This is a genomic window from Palleronia sp. LCG004 (assembly GCF_032931615.1).
GTDB lineage: Bacteria > Pseudomonadota > Alphaproteobacteria > Rhodobacterales > Rhodobacteraceae > Palleronia.
Genome location: NZ_CP136759.1, coordinates 2,514,525 through 2,532,723, shown reverse-complemented (window position 1 = coordinate 2,532,723; position 18,199 = coordinate 2,514,525). Strand labels below are relative to the sequence as shown.

Genomic DNA, 18,199 nt, shown 5'->3' with positions numbered 1-18,199 from the left:
GCCTCTGCTCCTGCAATAACCGGCTCTCAGACCCTTCCACCGCATGGATGACGCATCGTCGAAACATAATGCGGAAAAGAACTGGCCAAAAAGAACAAAAAGTGAACAATGAGGCGGTGCATGGGGAATCGATTGCCATATCCGCAGGTCGTCCATCTGCCCGGACGCGGTCGCCGCGCCCCCTCCGTCCCGGAGGGCGATGCGTTGCGGCCGCCCCTGACCGACTTGCATCCCCTGCGGAGCGCCGATCCGGGGGCGACGGGTTTCGTGCTGTCGCTTCTGTCCCTCGGGCAGCGTCCGGTCCTCTGGGTGCAGGATCGCCTGTCGCGGCGCGAGGCGGGCGCGCTGTACCTGCCGGGCCTGGGGCATATGGCCTCGGGTCTCCGCATCCTCCAGGTCCGCGTGAGCCATCCGCGCGACGTCCTCTGGGCCATGGAGGAGGGGGCCTCCTGCGCGGCCCTCTCGGCCGTGGTGGGCGAGATCCACGGCGCGCCGGCTGCGCTCGACTTCACGGCGACGAAGCGGCTCGCCATCCGCGCCGAACGCTCTGGCGTTCCGGTCTATCTGATCCGCGGGGCCGATCCCGGCGTGCTGAGTGCGGCACGTATGCGCTGGCGCGTCGCCTCCCTGCCGTCGCAGGCGCATCCCCACGATCCCCGCGCGCCGGGATGGGCCCAATGGGATGCGGAGCTCTTTCGTGCCCAGGGCCGCGCCCCGGGCCGATGGGTGGCCCGTCATGACCCGGGAACGGCGGATCGTCTCAGTCTGGTTTCCCGCCCTGACGATAGAGCGGTGGAGACGGGTGGTGCAGCAATATCGGACGCTGCCGGGTCCTGACGTGCCAGTCGTGCTGTCGCGCGAGGGGGCGCATGGTCCCGTGGTCCACGGGGCCGATGCCGTGGCCACGGGGCGGGGAATCGCGCGTGGCAAGCGCATCGTCGACATGCAGGCGATCCATCCCGACCTCCACGTGGAGCCTGCCGATCTCGACGGCGACCGCGCGTTGCTGCGTCGGCTGGTGCACTGGTCGCGCCGCTGGTGTCCGTGGACGGCCGCAGACGGCGCGGACGGGCTCGTCCTCGACGCCACGGGGTCCACGCATCTCTGGGGCGGAGAACCCGCGCTGCTGGAGGATATCGCGCGCCGTTTCGCGCTTCAGGGGCTGACCGCGCGCCTGGCCATGGCCCCCATGCCGGGCGCGGCGCGGGCGCTCGCGCGCCACGGCCCCGACCGCGCGATCTGCACCTCCGCGGACGTGGATGCGCATCTGGCCCCGTTGCCGGTCGGTGCCCTCGGGATCGATGCAGAAACAGATCGGCTTCTCTCCCGTCTGGGGCTCAAGACCCTGGGCGCGCTGGCCGACATGCCACGTCAGGCGCTGATGCGCCGCTTCGCTGCCGCGCCCTCCGATCGAAATCCGCTCATCCTTCTGGACCGGGCCGCGGGGCGGATGCCCGATCCCCTGAACGCGCCACCCGATCATCGCGAATACCACGCACGTACCCGTCTGCCGGAACCGGTGATCGACCCCTATCCGCATCTTCCCGGTCTCGCGGAGACGCTTTGCCGGGCTCTCGTCTCCGACGGTCAGGGGGCACGCCGGATGCGGCTCACGATCTACCGGATCGACGGCGAATGCCGCGACGTGACCATCGGTCTCGCCCGCGCAAGCCGCGATCCTGCGCATCTGCTGCGTCTCTGGCAGGGTCGGCTCGACGCGATCGATCCCGGCTTCGGGTTCGACCTGCTGACGCTCGACGCCGTCCGGGTCGAGCCGGTGCCCCTCCGGCAGGAGGATCTCGGCGGCGGCCGCGACGCGGAGGAGGATCTCGCCGGTCTCGTCGATCGGCTGAGCGCCCGGCTCGGCCCCGAGCGGGTCACGTGGGCACGCTGGACCGAAACCCACCGCCCCGAACGCATGACGGGAGAGGTTCCGGCCCTCGGTGCAGAGGCGGCGGACGCGCCGACCCTTCCGCGCGAGCGTCCCGTGCGCCTTCTCGATCCGGCCGAGGAGGTTGGCGTGATCTACGGCGTGCCGGACGGTCCTCCGACCCGGTTCGTCTGGAGGCGCGTGACCTACCGCGCCCTGCGACATGCCGGACCCGAGCGCATCGCGCCCGAATGGTGGCGCGACCGCCCCGGCACGCGGCTGAGGGATTACTACAAGGTCGAGGTCGAGGATGGCCGCCGGTTCTGGCTCTACCGCGAGGGGGTCCTGGACGATGGCCGCGGGGATGCACCCCGCTGGTTCCTGCACGGGTTCTTCGCCTGATGCCCATGCCCGAGGGACACAAGCGCCGCACCCTGTCGAAGGAGAACGGCTTCGCCCCGAACCCGCCCGCGCCTTACGTGGAATTCGGCCTGGCGAGCTGCTTTTCCTTCCTGCGCGCAGCCTCCGACGCCTCGGATCTCGTGGCGACGGCCAACCTGCTGGGCTACGACAGCCTCGGGATCGCGGATCGCAACACTCTCGCGGGCGTCGTGCGGGTCCATACCGAGGCGAAGACCGCCCGCATCCGCCCCCGGATCGGCGCGCGGCTGGTGCTGCTCTGCGGGGCCGAGATCCTGGCCTATCCGCAGGATCGCGACGCCTATGCGCGCCTCTCGACCCTGCTTTCGAAGGGCAAGATGCAGACCCGCGAGGGCGCGTGGCAGCAGAAGGGCGAGACGCATCTGACGCTCGAGATGCTGTCCGCCCATGCCGGGGGGCTGCACCTCGTCGCGATGCCGAAGGACGATCTCGACGCGTTCGAACGGGGGCTTCCGCGGCTCGTCCGTGCGCTGCCGGGCATGCGCCATCTGGGTGCCACGTTCCTCTATCGCGGTGACGACAGGGCGCGGATCAACCGTCTCGACGCGCTGGCGCGGTCCCACGGCCTCGGGATCCTCGCGACCAACGACGTGCTCTACCACGCGCCCGAGCGGCGTCCGCTGCAGGACGTGATGGTCGCCATCCGCGAGGGTGCCACCGTCCAGCGCGCTGGCTTCCTCCTCGAGGCCAATGCCGAACGGCACCTGAAATCGCCCGCCGAGATGTGCCGCCTCTTCGCGGACTGGCCTCACGCCGTCGCCGCGACGCGAACGCTCGCCGATCGGATCGACTTCTCTCTCGACGAGCTCCAGTACGAATACCCGCACGAGATCCATCCCGCCGGCCTCACCCCGCAGGAGGAGCTGGAACGCCTGACATGGGAAGGGGCCGCGAGACGCTATCCGGACGGCGTGCCGGAGAATGTGGCCCGGACGATCGACAGGGAGTTCGCCCTGATCGCGTCGAAGAAGATCGCCCGCTATTTCCTGACGATCCGCGACATCGTCCGCTTCGCCCGAGAGGAGGCCGATCCGCCGATCCTCTGTCAGGGTCGCGGGTCGGCGGCCAATTCGGCGGTCTGCTTCTGCCTCGGCATCACCTCGGTCGATCCGGCCGTCCACGACCTGCTCTTCGAGCGGTTCCTGAGCGAGGAACGCGACGAACCTCCCGATATCGACGTCGATTTTGAACATGAGCGCCGCGAGGAGGTGATCCAGTACATCTATCGCAGATACGGCCGCGAAAGGGCGGGTCTTTGCGCGACCGTCATCCATTACCGTCCCCGCTCGGCCATCCGCGAGGTCGGCAAGGCCATGGGCCTGTCGGAGGACGTCACCTCGAAGCTCGCGGGGACGATCTGGGGCAGCTTCGAGGGGCAGATGGACGACGACCGCGCGCGCGAGGCGGGGCTCGATCTCGGCGATCCGCATCTCAGGCGCGTGCTGATTCTCGCGCGGCAGATGATCGGGATGCCGCGGCACCTTTCGCAGCATGTGGGCGGCTTCATCCTGACCGACCGCCCCCTGACCGAGATCGTGCCGATCGGCAACGGTGCCATGCCCGAGCGCAGCTTCATCGAATGGGACAAGGACGACATCGACGCGCTGGGCATCTTCAAGGTGGACGTCCTCGCGCTCGGGATGCTGACCTGCATCGCCAAGTGCTTCGGCCTCATCGCGGCGCATCACGGGCGCGCGCTCGAACTCGCGACGGTGCCGGTCGAGGACGACGAATCCGACGACCGCCGCCCGACCTACGACATGCTCTGCCGTGGCGACAGCCTCGGCGTCTTTCAGGTGGAAAGCCGCGCCCAGATGGCGATGCTGCCCAAGCTGCGTCCGCGCGTCTTCTACGACCTTGTGATCGAGGTCGCCATCGTCCGTCCCGGTCCGATCCAGGGCGACATGGTCCATCCCTATCTGCGTCGCCGCCAGGGGTTGGAGCCGGTCGAGTATCCCACCCCCGGCCCTCAGCATCCGCAGGACGAGCTCAAACGCATCCTGCACCGCACGCTCGGCGTGCCGATCTTCCAGGAACAGGCGATGAAGATCTCGATCGACGCCGCGCGCTTCTCGCCCAGCGAGGCGAACGAGCTGCGCCGCGCCATGGCCACCTTCCGCTCGCGCGGGACGATCGATCTGCTCCAGGACAAGATGGTCGGCCGGATGATCGAGCGTGGCTACGATCCGGTCTTCGCGCGCCGTTGCTTCGATCAGATCAAGGGGTTCGGCGAATACGGCTTTCCCGAAAGCCACGCGGCGAGCTTCGCCAAGCTCGTCTATGTCTCAAGCTGGATGAAATGCCATTACCCGGCGGCCTTTGCCTGTGCGTTGCTGAACTCGCAGCCGATGGGTTTCTACGCCCCGGCCCAGATCGTCCGCGACGCGCGCGATCACGGGGTCGAGGTGCGGCCCGTCGACGTGAACTTCTCGGACTGGGATTCGACGCTCGAACCCGCGGCGGAGGGGTTCGCGCTGCGTCTCGGGATGCGGCGGGTCGATGGCCTGCAGCAGGCGATGGCGCTGCGGATCATGAGCGAACGCGACAGCCCCTATCGCGACGTGGGGGATCTGAGGTCACGGGCGGGCATCGACGCGCGGGCGATCCGGCGGCTCGCGGCGGCCGATGCGATGCGCAGCATGGGGATCGACCGACGGCAGGCGCTCTGGCAGGCGCAGGCGCTGAAGGATGCGCCGGCCCTGCCGATCTTCGACCATGTCCATGCCGCGCCGGAGGGGCCCGAACCCGAGCTGCATCTGCCCGCCATGCCCGAGGCCGAGCATGTCGTCGCCGATTACCAGACCCTTCGCCTGTCGCTCAAGGCGCATCCCATGTCGTTCTTCCGTCGCAGCCTCGCCGCCCAGGGCTTCGCCGCCTCGCGCGACCTGCCGCAGATGCGCCACGGGCAGGGCGTCTCGCTCGCCGGGCTGGTGCTTGTGCGCCAGAAGCCCGGCAGCGCCAAGGGCGTCTGCTTCATCACGCTCGAGGACGAGGGGGGCGTCGCCAACCTCGTGATCTGGCCGGACATGTTCAAACGCTATCGTCCAACGATCATGTCGGCCCGTCTGATGGTGGTGCGCGGCGTCGTGCAGACCGACGGGCGGGTGATCCACGTGGTCGCCCGCGACCTGGAGGATCGCAGCGATCGCCTCGCCGCCCTGTCGGACGCGGCCCTGCCGCGGACCACCGCCCGGGGCGACCATCCGACCCACCCCCTTCCGGGCCAGGTTTCGCCGCGAAACCATCCGCGCGACGTTCGCGTGATTCCCAAGTCGCGCGATTTCCACTGACCGCCAGGCGTCCCGAAGGTCAGTTCGCGGGTGCCGTCCTGCGTGACATGGCGCGCGCGCTCCACTGGCGGCGAAGGAAGGCCGCGATGAAGAGGATGGTCAGGATCAGCACGATCGTGGGCGCGGGCGCGCTGTCGACGAAGAAGCTCGCATAGGTGCCTGCGACCATCGCGAAGATGCAGACCGCGACCGAGACCGCCAGCATGGGCGCGAAGCTGCGAACCGTCAGGAACGCGATCGCCCCCGGCGTCACCAGAAGCGCCACGGCGAGGATCAGGCCGACCGAGCTCAGCGTCGCGACGATGGTCAGCGACAGCGCCGAGAGCAGCCCGTAATGCAGCACCTTCGTGTTCAGCCCCGATGCCTGCGCCTGTGCCGGGTCGAAGGCATGGAGCAGCAGATCCTTCCATTTCACCACGAGAAGGGAAGAGACCAGCACGGCGATGATCCCCGAGCTCCAGAGATCCTCGCGTCCCACGCCCAGCATGTTGCCGAAGAGGACGTGATCGAGATGTTCGTTGGTCCGGATGGAAGTGTAGAGGACGATCCCGACACCGAACATGCCGGAAAAGACCACGCCCATTACCGTGTCCTCCTTCACCCGGCTGTTATGCGACAGATACCCCGTCGCGAGCGCGCAGAGCATCCCCGCCACGAAGGCCCCGAGAAGGAGTGGCAGACCCAGGATCCATGCGAGCACGATGCCCGGCAGCGTCGCGTGGCTGACCGCATCGCCCATCAGAGCCCAGCCCTTGAGCACCAGAAAGCACGACAGCAGCGCCGTGGGCAGTGCCACGAGAAGCGAGATCCAGAACGCGTTCTGCATGAACGGAAACTGGAACGGCAGAATGAGCGTCTCGAGCATCAGGGTGCGACCTTTCCCCCGCGCGACAACGCGGCGGCGGCCTTGCGCCGTGCCGCGAGCGTGCCGTGCTTCGGCGCGAAGACGAAGGCCATGAGGAAAACGAGCGTCTGCAACGTGACGATGATGCCCCCCGTCGCCCCGTCGAGGAAATAGCTGAGATAGGCACCGACAAAGCTCGTCACCGTGCCGATCGCGACCGAGAGGCAGATGAGGCGCGGAAAACGGTCGCAGAGCAGGTAGGCCGTGGCCCCCGGCGTCACGACCATGGCGATCACGAGGAACGCGCCGACCGTCATCATCGCCGCCACGACCGAGGCCGAGAGGAGCACGAAGAACACTGCGCGCAGCAGGTCCGGTCTGAGGCCGACCGATCGCGCGTGGGTCTCGTCGAAGAAGACGACCATCAGGTCCTTCCACTTCAGAAGCAGCACCGCGAGCGAGACGAACCCGATGAGGGCGAGCTGCAGCGTGTCGCCCGGCGTGATGGCAAGGATGTTGCCCATGACGATCGTCTGGATGCTGACCGCCATCGGCGAGAGCGACACCATGAAGAGGCCGAGCCCGAAGAAGGCGGTGAAGATGATGCCGATGATGACGTCGATCTTGAGCCCCGACCGCCCCGACAGGAACAGCATTGCCCCCGCGGCGAGCCCCCCCGCGATGAATGCACCGAGCGCGAAGGGAAGGCCCAGCATGTAGGCTCCGGCGACCCCGGGCACGACCGAATGGCTGAGCGCGTCGCCGATCAGCGACCATCCCTTGAGCATGAGATAGCACGACAGGAACGCGCAAACCCCGCCGACAAGCGCCGAGACCCACATCGCGTTGAACATGTATCCGTAGGAGAACGGCTCGAGCAGGAGGTCGATCATTCCTCGTCCCTGCGTGCGGTCGGTCGGTCACCGTAATGGACGAAGGGCCGTTCGTCGTCGGTGATGATGCGGACCTCGCGCGGATCGTCGTCGTCATGGAGCCGGTCGCCGCCGAGCGTGAAATGCCGCAGCACGCCCCCGAAGGCCAGTTCGAGATTGGAGCGGGTAAAGGTCGTTTCGGTAGGGCCCGCCGCCAGCACCGTCCCCTTGATGAGGATCGTCCGGTCGCAGAATTCCGGCACCGATCCGAGATTGTGGGTCGAGACGAGCATGACCCGCCCCTCGTCGCGCAACTCGCGCAGCAGGGCGACGATCTGGTCCTCGGTCGTCGCATCGACGCCGGTGAAGGGTTCGTCGAGCAGGATCACGCGACCGTCCTGGGCCAGCGCGCGGGCGAGGAAGACGCGCTTGCGCTGTCCGCCCGAAAGCTCGCCGATCTGGCGCTTGCGGAATTCGGTCATGTTGACGCGCGCGAGCGCTGTCTCCACGGCCTCGCGATCGGCGCGCGACGGTCGGCGCAGAAAGCCCATGTGACCGTAGCGCCCCATCATCACGACGTCCTCGACCAGCACCGGAAAGCTCCAGTCGACTTCCTCGGCCTGCGGGACATAGGCCACGAGGTTCTCGCGCAGGGCTTCCTTCACCGATTTGCCGAGCAGACGGATCTCGCCCCGCGCGGTCGGCACGAAGCCCATGATCGCCTTGAAGAGCGTGGACTTGCCCGCGCCGTTCACGCCCACCAGCGCGGTGATCGTGCCGCGCGGGATCTCGAAGCTCGCATCGTGGAGCGCAGTCATGCCGTTGCGATAGGTGACCGTCACGTCACAGGCAAAGATGCCCGCACCGGCGGATAAGGTCCGGTCATCCGCGGCCGCGGTCATGTTCATCTCCGCGGCCCCGTCATCCGACGGTCTTCGTGCATCGCGAAATGAGAGATCGGGATCAGTTCGCATCCGCCCCCATCCCCCGGGCGATGGTCTGCGCCGTGACTTCGAGAAGGTCGAGATATGTCGGTGCCGGGCCGTCCTCGGTCGTCAGGCTGTCGACATAGAGCACGCCGCCATAGCTCGACCCGGTTTCGCGCGCGACCTGCTCGGCCGGGGCGGTATTCACGGTGCTTTCGCAGAAGACGACGGGTACGTCATGCTCTCGGACGCCGTCGATGACCGACCGGACCTGCCGCGGCGTGCCGGTCTGATCGGCGTTCATCGGCCAGAGATAGAGTTCCTGCATCCCGAAATCGCGCGCCAGATAACTGAACGCCCCCTCGCAGGTGACGAGCCAGCGGCGATCCTCCGGCAGGTCTCGGATCCGGTCGCGCAGCGGGCCGATCCGGTCGCGGATCTCCTGCTTGTAGCCTTCGGCATTGCTCCGGTAGGTCTCGGCGTTCTCGGGATCGTGCGTGGCGAAGGCCTCGGCGATGTTGTCGACATAGATCATCGCGTTGTCGAGCCCCATCCAGGCATGGGGGTTCGATTGGCCCTCGTAGACCCCGTCGGCGATCGGGATCGGGTCGATTCCGTCGGTCAGCGTTACCGAGGGAATGTCGCCGAGATTGGCCAGGAACTGCTCGAACCACCGTTCGAGGTTGAGACCGTTCCAGAGGATGAGATCGGCATCCGATGCCCCGACGATGTCCTGAGGCGTGGGCTGATAGCCGTGGATTTCGGCTCCGGGGCGGGTGATCGACACGACCTCGGCCGCGTCGCCCGCGACGTTGCGCGCCATGTCGGCCAAAACGGTGAAGGTCGTAACCGCCTTGAACGGATCGCCGTCATCCTGCGCCAGCGCGCCGTGGGCGCAGAACGCGGCGGCTGCCAGGGCAGCAAGGGGGCCTGAGCGGATGATCATGTCGGTCTCCTGGCCGGGTGGCACGACGCTCCGGCCCTGCACGTTCCGTAATGCGAAGCGTTCTCATCTGTCAAGTAGAATGAGAATGGATTGCAAGTAGCGCGGATATCTCCCCCGTCACTCGTCCGCGGGCGGGCAGTGAGACCGGCGCTTCGCCGGGCCGTTCGCCTGCGAGAGGTTCAGCGCCGTGGTGATCAGGCCGACATGGCTGAATGCCTGCGGAAGATTTCCGAGGAATTCGCCGGTTTCCGCGTCGATCTCCTCCGGCAGGAGGCCCACATCGTTGCGAAGCGCGATCAGGCGGTCGAGAATGGCCCGGGCGTCGTCGCGCCGCCCCTGCAGGACATAGACATCGGCAAGCCAGAACGAGCAGGCGAGGAACATCCCCTCGCTTCCCTCGAGCCCATCGTCGGACGTCTTTGTATCGTAGCGGCGCAGATATGTGTCGCCGACCATCAGCGACCGTTCGATCGCCGCCACCGTCGAGACGACGCGGGGATCGTCCGCAGGCAGGAACCCCACCAGAGGGATGAAGAGCAGCGACGCATCCAGCGACGTACTGTCGTAGGATTGCACGAACGTATCGAGTTCCGTGTCGAACCCGTGTTCCAAGACCTCCGCGTGGATCTCGTCCGCCACGGCACGCCACCGCGCGGCCGCGTCCCCGTCGTGATCGTCGCCCGCGAAGCCCTTCGCGGCGCGGTCGAAGGCGACCCAGGCCATCACCTTGGAATGCACATGGTGGCGCGGACCGCCGCGCGGCTCCCAGATGCCAGCATCGGGTTCGCGCCAGATCTTCTCCAGCCGTTCGAGCAGATGGGTCCGCAGATCGCGGCCATGGTCGGACGGTTCGATCCCCGTTGACGCCTGGGCGAGCATGTCGAAGACCTCGCCGAAGACGTCGAGCTGGAGCTGACCGCTTGCCGCGTTGCCGATCCTGACCGGGCTCGACCCGCGAAAGCCCCCGAGCCAGTCCGGCTGCCATTCCTGAAGCCGTCTTTCCCCGGTGACGCTGTACATGATCTGCAACCTTGCCGGATCACCCGCGATCGCGCGCATCAGCCAGTCGCGCCACGCCCGCGCCTCGTCGAAATAGCCCAGATCCATGAACGCGACGAGCGTCATGGTCGCGTCCCTGAGCCAGCAATACCGGTAATCCCAGTTCCTCGATCCGCCGATTTCCTCGGGAAGGGAGGTGGTCGCAGCCGCCACGACGCCACCCGTCGGTGCGTAGGTCAGCGCCTTGAGGATCACGAGCGAATTGGCGACGGCCTCGGTATCGCCGTCCACGTCGGGGCACCGCGCGGTGTAGTCGCGCCAGTATCGTTCGGTCTCGGTCAGCGCCTGGAGCGGGTCGATCGCCTCGGGCGGCGGCAGGTGCGACGGATAATAGGTGAGCACCAGATGCGTTCTGTCGCCTTCCTCGAGCGGGATAGAGGCGACGCTGTGCAGGCCCTCCCCTTCGACCTCGAGCGGTGTCCGGATCGCCAGCGCGTCGGGCCCGCCGATCGCGAGCCGCGTCGTCGCGTCGTGATGCGTGACCCATGGTACGATCGCGCCGTAATCGAAGCGGATCCGCAGATCGAGTTCGAGCTCGACCGTGCCAGAACGGCATTCGAGGATCCGCACCACGTTGACCGGCCGTTCGTCGCGGATCGGCATGAAATCCGTCAGCACCGCCGTGCCGGTTTCCGTGCGGAACTCGGTCTCGAGGATGAGCGTGCCGGGCCGGTAGCGGCGCGTGACCTCAAAATCTCCTTTGGGTGCGATACGGCAGCGTCCGTTCTCGGCTTCGCCCAGGAGTGCGGCGAAGACGGAGGGCGCGTCGAAGCGCGGCACGCTCAGCCAGTCGATCGATCCATCGCGCGAGATCATCGCCGCCGTCTGGCAATCGCCGATCATCGCGTAGTCGGAGATCCTGCGCTTGTCGACACTCTTACCGCCCTCGCGCCCTCTGCTGTCCGGTGCCGCGTCCGCGGGTCGTTGATCCGCCGAAATGTCTGTGGAACTGCGTCGGCGCTCCGGCTGGTCGTTCGCTCTCAAGGGGGCATCCTTCGTGATCGGGGGCGGAAGACATCGACGGCCGCGATCCGTGCGGCGTTGCGGAAGTGTAGGATCGGCGACGGGCCGGGCAACTGTGCGAAAGCGCACAGCCGGTTTGGGAGCTGTCGCCGGACCGGACAGGACGCGATCGATCGACGGATCGGGGCCACCCCTGATACTCGCCTTGGGCGGGCATGTTCGTGGGTCACTACACGTTTTCGTTAGAAAGGTGGATCGCGAAACCGAGCGTATTCGGCCTTGCAGAATGTCGGCGGTGCCCCGGGCGGGCCGTTGCCTGCTGCGCGGCAAGGCCGTCGCCCTTTCCTTTTTCCGCGCGCGAGCGATCTTATGAATATGTCAGTTTCATCTTCCGGAGATTGCGGATGAATACCGAAGATCACAGACCTCAGTCGGACGATGAAGCGGACGGCGCCCAGAACGATAGTCGCGATGAATCCGAACGGCGCCTGCGCAATGCTCCGGATGACGGCGAGGTGATGCGCGACTATTTCGCCTTCAACGAGATCTTCGCACGGGTCCTGTCGAGCGCCGATCACGAACTCGCCGCTTCGAACCGCTATCTCTTCTGGAGTGCGCTGGGCGCGGGGGCCGGGCTGGGCCTCACCTTCGTCGCGCGCGTGGTCTTCACCGAGGTCGCGGGCGAGGAGAGCCCGGGACTTCTCGGCAACCTGCTCTATCCGGTCGGTTTCCTCATCATCGTGCTCGGCCGCTACCAGCTCTTCACGGAGAACACGCTGACGCCGGTCGTGCTCGTCCTCACGCGGCTTGCGAGTGTCGCGAGCACGCTCAGGCTCTGGGGAGTCGTGCTGGCCGCGAACATGATCGGTGCGGTGGGGGTCGCGGCGCTCTTGGCCTGGTTCGACGTCTTCACGCCCGAACGGGTCGCGAAGGCCGTGGAAATGGGGCGTCACGCACATGAACAGGGATGGTTCGACCTCTTCTCGAAGGCCGTGATCGCAGGCTGGATCGTCGCCGCGATGGTCTGGCTCGTCCATGCCGCGCGCGACACGATCTCCAAGATCGTCTTCGTCTACGTGCTGATGTATTTCATCGGCGTGGCCGGGTTCTATCACATCATCACGTCCTCGGTCGAAGTGTTCTATCTCGCCTTCACCCAATCGGATATCGGGTTCTTCCCGCTCTTCCCGACATTCGTGCTTCCCGTCCTGCTGGGCAACACGGTCGGAGGGGTCACCTTCGTCGCCGTGCTGAACTACGCGCTCTTTGCCGAACACGAGGATTCGGACCTCTTCCAGCGCTACGGCGAGCAGTTGAGCGCGAAGGACTGGTTCTTCGGCAGCGCGGCCAGACGGATCTCGCGGTAATCCCCCGTGGCGGGAGGTTCGGATCATCGAACCTCCCGCGCATATGTCGATCTTGCGGGGCCGCATACGCGCGTTGCCGGTCTCTTCGCTCGGCTGAATTTCCGTGCTACGCCTCTTCATGTGATCTCGAGCAGACGACATCGCCCCGACCCCAGGGCCCGGACCTTTCTCGATCGGGTGCACCCGCTCGGGGTTGCCGCAATCGTCTTTGCCCTGTCGATGACGATCTTCCTCGGAATACACGACACGCTCCGCGATCGCACGGCCCGCGATGCGCAGGCCGTCGTCGATCGCGCCGCCCTCACGGTCGAGAACTGGTTCGATCGGTTCCGTGCTCTGCCGAAGCTCTATGCCCGGAGCCCGCTCATCCATGAAGCATTGGACGGCACGCCCGAGCCCGGTGCGCTTGTCGATGTCAGCCGCGAGCTCGAACGCTGGAACGACATCGCGGGTACGCTCGATACCTATCTTCTGCGCCCCGACGGACTGACGATCGCCGCGTCGAACTGGCGTGACGCGCAGAGCTTCGTGGGTCAGAACTACAGCTTCCGGCCGTATTACACCGACGCGATGGAAGGCGAGACGACCGGTTTCTTCGGCCTCGGGACGGTGTCGGGGCTCCGCGGCTACTATCTTTCCTCGCCGGTCATGGACGATGGCCGGATATTGGGCGTGGTGGTGGTGAAGGTTTCGATCACGGCACTCGAAGAGGCGCTGACCCAGGCTCCCAACGCCGTCTACGTGACCGACGAGGCCGGTATCTCGATCATATCCGATGCTCCCGGCCTCAGAATGACCGCGATCGACGACATCGACGCGGTGGCGCGCGACGAGATCGCGCGCACGCGCCGGTACGACGTCGATGCGATCCCGAGAGCCCCTCTCGAACGGGCGGGATCCTGGGGGGCGACGCTGCCGCTCGTGCGGGGGGCGTCGATCGCCGAGGCGGGGCCGCGTCCGACCTACCTGTCGCTGAGCACGTCGTTGCCGCAGGAAAGATGGCAGCTTCACGTGCTCTACAATCTCGATCCGCTTCGCGCACGGCTCTGGTCGATCGGCGCGGCGATCGGGGCGGGGGGCATCGCCGCGATGGCGGTCCTCCTCCTGCTGATGCAGCGCCGGAAACGGCTGATCGACCGGCTCGTCGCACGGGAACGCGACAAGGCCACGCTCGCCACGCGCGTGGCGCAGCGGACGGCGGAACTCACCTCCGCGAATACCCGGCTGGCCGACGAGGTTGCGGAGCGGCGCGCCGCCGTCGACCGCCTTCGCCAGACGCAGACCGAGCTCGTCCAGGCCGGAAAGCTCGCGGCGCTGGGCCAGATGTCGGCGGCGCTCAGCCACGAGTTCAACCAGCCCCTCGCGGCGATCCGCACCTATACCGAGAACGCGCTGGCCTTTCACGAGGCCGGGCAGGCCGACCGCGCGGCGGCGAGCCTCGGTCGCGTGATGAACCTCACGGGCAAGATGGCGCAGCTCTCGCGCAACCTGACGCGGTTCGCCCGACGCTCGGGTCAGGATCTGAAGTCGGTCGAGATCGGCCCCGTCATCGACGAGGCCCTGGAGCTTCTCGCGGCACGGATCGACCGCTCCGAGGCCCGGATCGGGGTGACGGGCGATCGCGACGCGCTCGTCCTTGGGGGGCGCACGCGGTTACAGCACGTTCTGATGAATCTCGTCTCGAACGCCATCGACGCGGCCCATGCAGGGCAGCCGCCCGAGATCGACATCGACATCGCCGCTGGCGAGGCCGATGTGACGATCACCGTCACCGATCGTGGATCGGGCATCGCAGAGGACGTGCTGCCGAAGATATTCGATCCGTTCTTCACCACCAAGGAGGTAGGCGACGGCCTGGGGCTCGGCCTGTCGATCTGCTTCAACATCATCGAGGATTTCGGCGGCAGCATGCGGGCCGCGAACGTCCCCGAAGGGGGCGCGCGCTTCACCGTGACGCTGCGCCGTGCCGAAACCCGGCGCGTGGCCGCCGAATGAGCGGCGACCCGATCTTCGTCATCGACGACGACGAGGATGTGCGCGCCTCGCTCGCCGAGATGCTGGAGCTCGCGGGGCTCGATCCCGTGACGTTCTCGCGTGCCGAACCCGCGCTCGACGCGCTGCGCCCCGATTTCCCCGGTATCGTTATCTGCGATATCCGGATGCCGCGGATGGACGGGATGGCGTTTCTCGACGCGGCGCTCGCGCGTGATCGCGACCTTCCGATCCTGCTCGTCACGGGCCATGGCGATGTCGAACTCGCGGTCGAGGCGCTGGGGCGCGGGGCCTACGACTTCATCGAGAAACCCTTTGCGCGACAGAGGTTGATGACCGCCGTGGGCCGCGCGCTGGAAAAACGTCGGATGACGCTCGATCTGCGCGATCTGCGTGGGACCGACGCCGACGGGACGCTGCTGGACGAGATCGTCCTCGGTCGTGCCGCCGAGATCGTCGAGATCCGGCGCAAGATCCGGACCATCGCCGAAAGCGAGCTCGACGTGCTGATCGTCGGTGCGACGGGCACGGGCAAGGAACATGTCGCGCGTGGGATCCATGCGCTCGGCTCCGGCATGCCGCGCCCCTTCGTCGCGATCAACCTCGCAGCGCTTTCGGTCGATCACGTCGAGGCCGAGCTTTTCGGGTATACGGCCAACGCCTTCCCGGGATCGAGCCGCGCCCGCACCGGACGGCTCGAACAGGGGCGGGGGGGCACGATCTTCCTCGATGAGGTCAGCTCCGCCCCGCTCGCGCTTCAGGCCAAGCTGCTGCGCGTGCTCGAGGATCGCGCCGTGAGCCCTCTCGGGGCTGCCGAGGCCGTCCCTCTCGAGGCGCGGTTCATCGCCTCGAGCCGCGTTCCGCTCGAACCGCTCGTCGAGGCGGGCCAGTTCCGCGACGACCTGCTCTACAGGCTGAACCCGGTCACGCTCAGGATGCCTGATCTGTCGGAACGCAGGCAGGACATACCGCGCCTCTTCGTTCGGTTCGTGGCGGATGCGGCGCGGCGGATGGAACGGCCGTTGCCCGAGACGCCGCCGGACCTCCTCATGCGGATGGCCGAACGGGACTGGCCCGGCAACCTGCGCGAATTGCGCAGCGCGGCGGATCTGCTGGTTCTGGGGCTTGAGGATCCGCCGCAATCCGGTACCGGGTCGGAAACCCTGACGGAGCGGCTCGAACGCGCGGAAAGAGACATGATCGCCAGCACGCTCGCGATCCACGACGGCAGCCTCAAGGCCACCTACGAGGCGCTCGGGATCGGACGCAAGACGCTCTACGAGAAGATGCAGAAATACGGGATCCGCCGGGAGGACGCCTCCGGGCGGGGCTGACCCCGCCCGGACATGTCCGGACGGGGGCGATGCGTTCAGTCCGACGCGGTCGTCGCGGCCGGCCGGCGCGATGACGGCATCACCCGCGAGACCGCGAATGCCGCCGCCGTGGCCGCCGCGCCGATGAGGTCGCTCAGAAGGCCGCCCGCGATCAGCGACAGCGCCGCGAAGATGAGGATGCCACGCGTGATCCACGAGGCGCGCGCCCCGACGAACCAGCCCTGCACGCCCGAGGACAGAAGGAACACGCCGATGATCGCCGTGATCCCCGCGCGCCCGATCTCGAGCCATGTTCCATCCATCAGCAACGCTGAATTGTAGAAGAACATGAACGGCACGATGAAGGCGGCAATCCCGATCTTGAACGAGGCCGTCGAGGTCTCCATCGCGTTGGCGCCCGAGATGCCGGCCGCCGCATAGCTCGCGAGCGCGACCGGGGGGGTGATCGCCGAGAGCACCGCGAAGTAGAACACGAAGAAATGCGCCGTCAGCGGAGCGATCCCGAGCTGCACGAGCCCAGGTGCCACGACCGAGGCCGCCACCGCATAGGCCGCCGTCGTGGGCATCCCCATCCCGAGGAGGATCGAGATGCACATCGCGAAGAAGAGCGCGATGAGCTGCGAGGCATCGGCGAGGTTCAGCAGAACCGAGGAGAAGCGCGCGCCGACACCGGTGAGGCTGATGACCCCCACGATGATGCCCGCACAGGCGCAGACCGCGATGATCTGGATCGACATGACGCCCGCCATCTCGAATGCCTTGCCGATCGCGCGCGGTCCCATCCTGTGGCGGGTGAGCCAGCTCACCACGACCGCGGCGAGGGTCGCGTAGACGCCTGCTCGGATCACCGAATAACCGAAGAACAGCGCCACGATCAGGATCACGATCGGGATGAAGAGGAAGACCTTCTTCAGCAACTCGCCGAGTTCCGGGATCTCGTCGTCCTTCATCCCCTTCATCCCGAGCTTCGCGGCTTCGAAATCGACCATGAAGAAGACCGAGACGAAGTAGAGGATCGCCGGGATGATCGCGGCGATGGCGATCTCGGTATAGGGAATGCCGGTGATCTCGGCCATGATGAAGGCACCCGCGCCCATGATGGGCGGGACGATCTGGCCTCCGGTCGAGGCCGCGGCCTCGATCGCGCCGGCGGTGGTGCGCTTGTAGCCGACCTTCTTCATCAGCGGGATGGTCAGCGACCCGGTGGCGACCACGTTGCCCGCCGAGGTGCCGTTGATCATCCCCATGAGGCCGGAGGCGAAGATCGCGACCTTGGCAGGCCCGCCGCGCGCCCGTCCGGCGAGCGCGAAGGCGAAGTTGATGAAGTATTCGCCGACCTTCGAGGCCTGCAGGAAGGCCGCGAAGATGATGAAGAGGATGATATAGGTCGAGGACACCGCCGTGGTCGGCCCCAGGATACCTGCATCCGTATAGACCTGGCTGAAGAACCGGTCCCACGCGATGGCGGGCGAGTTGAGGAAGCTCGGCAGGTATTGCCCGGTGAAGACGTAGACGAGGAACACGCCCGAGATGATGACGAGGGCGAGCCCTGCGACGCGGCGTGTCATCTCCATGATGAGCGCGCTGCCCGCGACCGCCGCCATTGAGATCCCGATGGGCGCGAAGGGCGTGCCCGTGGAATTGCGCATGAGCGTGCCGTAGATCGTGATGAGATAGACCGCGACCGAAACCGCGCAGATCGAAAGCACCAGATCCGGCATGCCGAGGCCGGACCGTTCGCGCCGGACCAGCCAGCTCAGCACGATGCCGCCCGCGGTCGCGATCCAGAGCGGCGTCCCGAAGAGCCAGAGTTCCCTGAATCGGATCGTCTGATCCATGCCGTTCCACGACAGGCCGCCCGCGATCTGACCGGCGAACCACAGCGCCACGACGAGCGATCCGAGCGCCGGAATGGCAAGGACGAGCGCCGCGAGGTCGAGCCCGCGCGACCGGTGCGCCCCGTCCTCGGCAAAGGTATTGGGCGCGTAGAGGATGAAGCCCAGGATCAGCGCGCCCGCGACGTGCACGATCCGGAAGTTCCACGTCTCCATTGGAAAGGTCGGCAGGAACGGGATCGAGATGCCCGTCATCGACGAGATCGACAGCCCCGTCAGGGCCGCCATGTGGAACGCGGCATAGAGCCCCGCAGCCACGCTGACCGCGACGAGCCGCCATCCGGTGAAAAGACGTCTGTTGTCCTCGATGATCTCGTCATCCGCGCCTTCGGCGACGACGCGATTGGTCTTCTCTGGTCCGACCGACATTCCGGCTCCTCCTCCTGAACCTGCGACGAGG

General features: G+C 66.9%; 12 protein-coding genes. 6 read left to right on the top strand and 6 right to left on the bottom strand.

Annotated elements, in window-relative coordinates; all coding sequences use genetic code 11:
- The first annotated feature begins 132 nt into the window (after positions 1 to 132).
- The 3 genes from RVY76_RS12380 to RVY76_RS12370 are packed head-to-tail and all read left to right on the top strand — an operon-like array spanning position 133 to position 5,601.
- Positions 133 to 837 (top strand): hypothetical protein, encoded by a 705-nt coding sequence (locus RVY76_RS12380; RefSeq protein WP_317374385.1) that lies wholly within the window; start codon positions 133 to 135, stop codon positions 835 to 837.
- Positions 806 to 2,272: a DNA polymerase Y family protein gene (locus RVY76_RS12375; RefSeq protein ID WP_317374384.1), complete on the top strand. Its 1,467-nt coding sequence runs from the start codon at positions 806 to 808 to the stop codon at positions 2,270 to 2,272. Before RVY76_RS12380 ends, RVY76_RS12375 begins: the two co-directional genes overlap by 32 nt.
- Complete coding sequence (locus RVY76_RS12370; RefSeq protein WP_317374383.1) at positions 2,272 to 5,601, top strand: error-prone DNA polymerase; 3,330 nt, start codon at positions 2,272 to 2,274, stop codon at positions 5,599 to 5,601. Before RVY76_RS12375 ends, RVY76_RS12370 begins: the two co-directional genes overlap by 1 nt.
- A gap of 19 nt (positions 5,602 to 5,620) precedes the next feature.
- On the opposite strand, the gene RVY76_RS12365 is transcribed toward RVY76_RS12370, so the two are convergent.
- The 5 genes from RVY76_RS12365 to RVY76_RS12345 form a co-directional block, all read right to left on the bottom strand.
- Positions 5,621 to 6,466, bottom strand: a complete 846-nt coding sequence (locus tag RVY76_RS12365) for a metal ABC transporter permease (protein WP_317374382.1) — start codon at positions 6,464 to 6,466, stop codon at positions 5,621 to 5,623.
- Complete coding sequence (locus RVY76_RS12360) at positions 6,466 to 7,338, bottom strand: metal ABC transporter permease (protein ID WP_317374380.1); 873 nt, start codon at positions 7,336 to 7,338, stop codon at positions 6,466 to 6,468. The genes RVY76_RS12365 and RVY76_RS12360 overlap by 1 nt, the downstream gene beginning before the upstream one ends.
- Positions 7,335 to 8,219, bottom strand: coding sequence for a manganese/iron ABC transporter ATP-binding protein (locus tag RVY76_RS12355; RefSeq protein WP_317374379.1), 885 nt, complete (start codon positions 8,217 to 8,219; stop codon positions 7,335 to 7,337). The genes RVY76_RS12360 and RVY76_RS12355 overlap by 4 nt, the downstream gene beginning before the upstream one ends.
- 61 nt (positions 8,220 to 8,280) lie before the next feature.
- Entirely contained in the window at positions 8,281 to 9,189 is a 909-nt protein-coding gene (locus RVY76_RS12350; protein WP_317374378.1) for a metal ABC transporter substrate-binding protein, read from the bottom strand.
- Positions 9,190 to 9,306: 117 nt separating this feature from the next.
- Positions 9,307 to 11,232, bottom strand: a complete 1,926-nt coding sequence (locus RVY76_RS12345) for a glycoside hydrolase family 15 protein (RefSeq protein ID WP_317374377.1) — start codon at positions 11,230 to 11,232, stop codon at positions 9,307 to 9,309.
- A 383-nt stretch (positions 11,233 to 11,615) separates the two neighbouring features.
- On the opposite strand from RVY76_RS12345, the gene RVY76_RS12340 reads away from it, so the two are divergent.
- The 3 genes from RVY76_RS12340 to RVY76_RS12330 all read left to right on the top strand — a co-directional run bounded on the left by RVY76_RS12340 (position 11,616) and on the right by RVY76_RS12330 (position 15,904).
- Complete coding sequence (locus RVY76_RS12340; RefSeq protein WP_317374376.1) at positions 11,616 to 12,578, top strand: formate/nitrite transporter family protein; 963 nt, start codon at positions 11,616 to 11,618, stop codon at positions 12,576 to 12,578.
- 177 nt (positions 12,579 to 12,755) lie between these two features.
- A complete protein-coding gene (locus RVY76_RS12335) occupies positions 12,756 to 14,573 on the top strand; it encodes an ATP-binding protein (protein ID WP_317374374.1) in 1,818 nt (605 codons plus the stop codon).
- Positions 14,570 to 15,904, top strand: coding sequence for a sigma-54 dependent transcriptional regulator (locus RVY76_RS12330; RefSeq protein ID WP_317374372.1), 1,335 nt, complete (start codon positions 14,570 to 14,572; stop codon positions 15,902 to 15,904). Before RVY76_RS12335 ends, RVY76_RS12330 begins: the two co-directional genes overlap by 4 nt.
- Positions 15,905 to 15,939: 35 nt before the next feature.
- Here RVY76_RS12330 and RVY76_RS12325 read toward each other — a convergent pair whose 3' ends face one another.
- On the bottom strand, positions 15,940 to 18,168 hold the full coding sequence (locus RVY76_RS12325; protein ID WP_317374371.1) for a TRAP transporter fused permease subunit: 2,229 nt from the start codon (positions 18,166 to 18,168) through the stop codon (positions 15,940 to 15,942).
- Between the last annotated feature and the right edge of the window lie 31 nt (positions 18,169 to 18,199).

Bases quoted from the DNA above. Each gene is read 5' to 3' on its own strand.
- RVY76_RS12370 (WP_317374383.1), top strand. From the start codon at position 2,272: ATGCCCATGCCCGAGGGACACAAGCGCCGCACCCTGTCGAAGGAGAAC.
- RVY76_RS12365 (WP_317374382.1), bottom strand. From the start codon at position 6,466: ATGCTCGAGACGCTCATTCTGCCGTTCCAGTTTCCGTTCATGCAGAAC.
- RVY76_RS12360 (WP_317374380.1), bottom strand. From the start codon at position 7,338: ATGATCGACCTCCTGCTCGAGCCGTTCTCCTACGGATACATGTTCAAC.
- RVY76_RS12355 (WP_317374379.1), bottom strand. From the start codon at position 8,219: ATGACCGCGGCCGCGGATGACCGGACCTTATCCGCCGGTGCGGGCATC.
- RVY76_RS12350 (WP_317374378.1), bottom strand. From the start codon at position 9,189: ATGATCATCCGCTCAGGCCCCCTTGCTGCCCTGGCAGCCGCCGCGTTC.
- RVY76_RS12340 (WP_317374376.1), top strand. From the start codon at position 11,616: ATGAATACCGAAGATCACAGACCTCAGTCGGACGATGAAGCGGACGGC.
- RVY76_RS12330 (WP_317374372.1), top strand. From the start codon at position 14,570: ATGAGCGGCGACCCGATCTTCGTCATCGACGACGACGAGGATGTGCGC.
- RVY76_RS12325 (WP_317374371.1), bottom strand. From the start codon at position 18,168: ATGTCGGTCGGACCAGAGAAGACCAATCGCGTCGTCGCCGAAGGCGCG.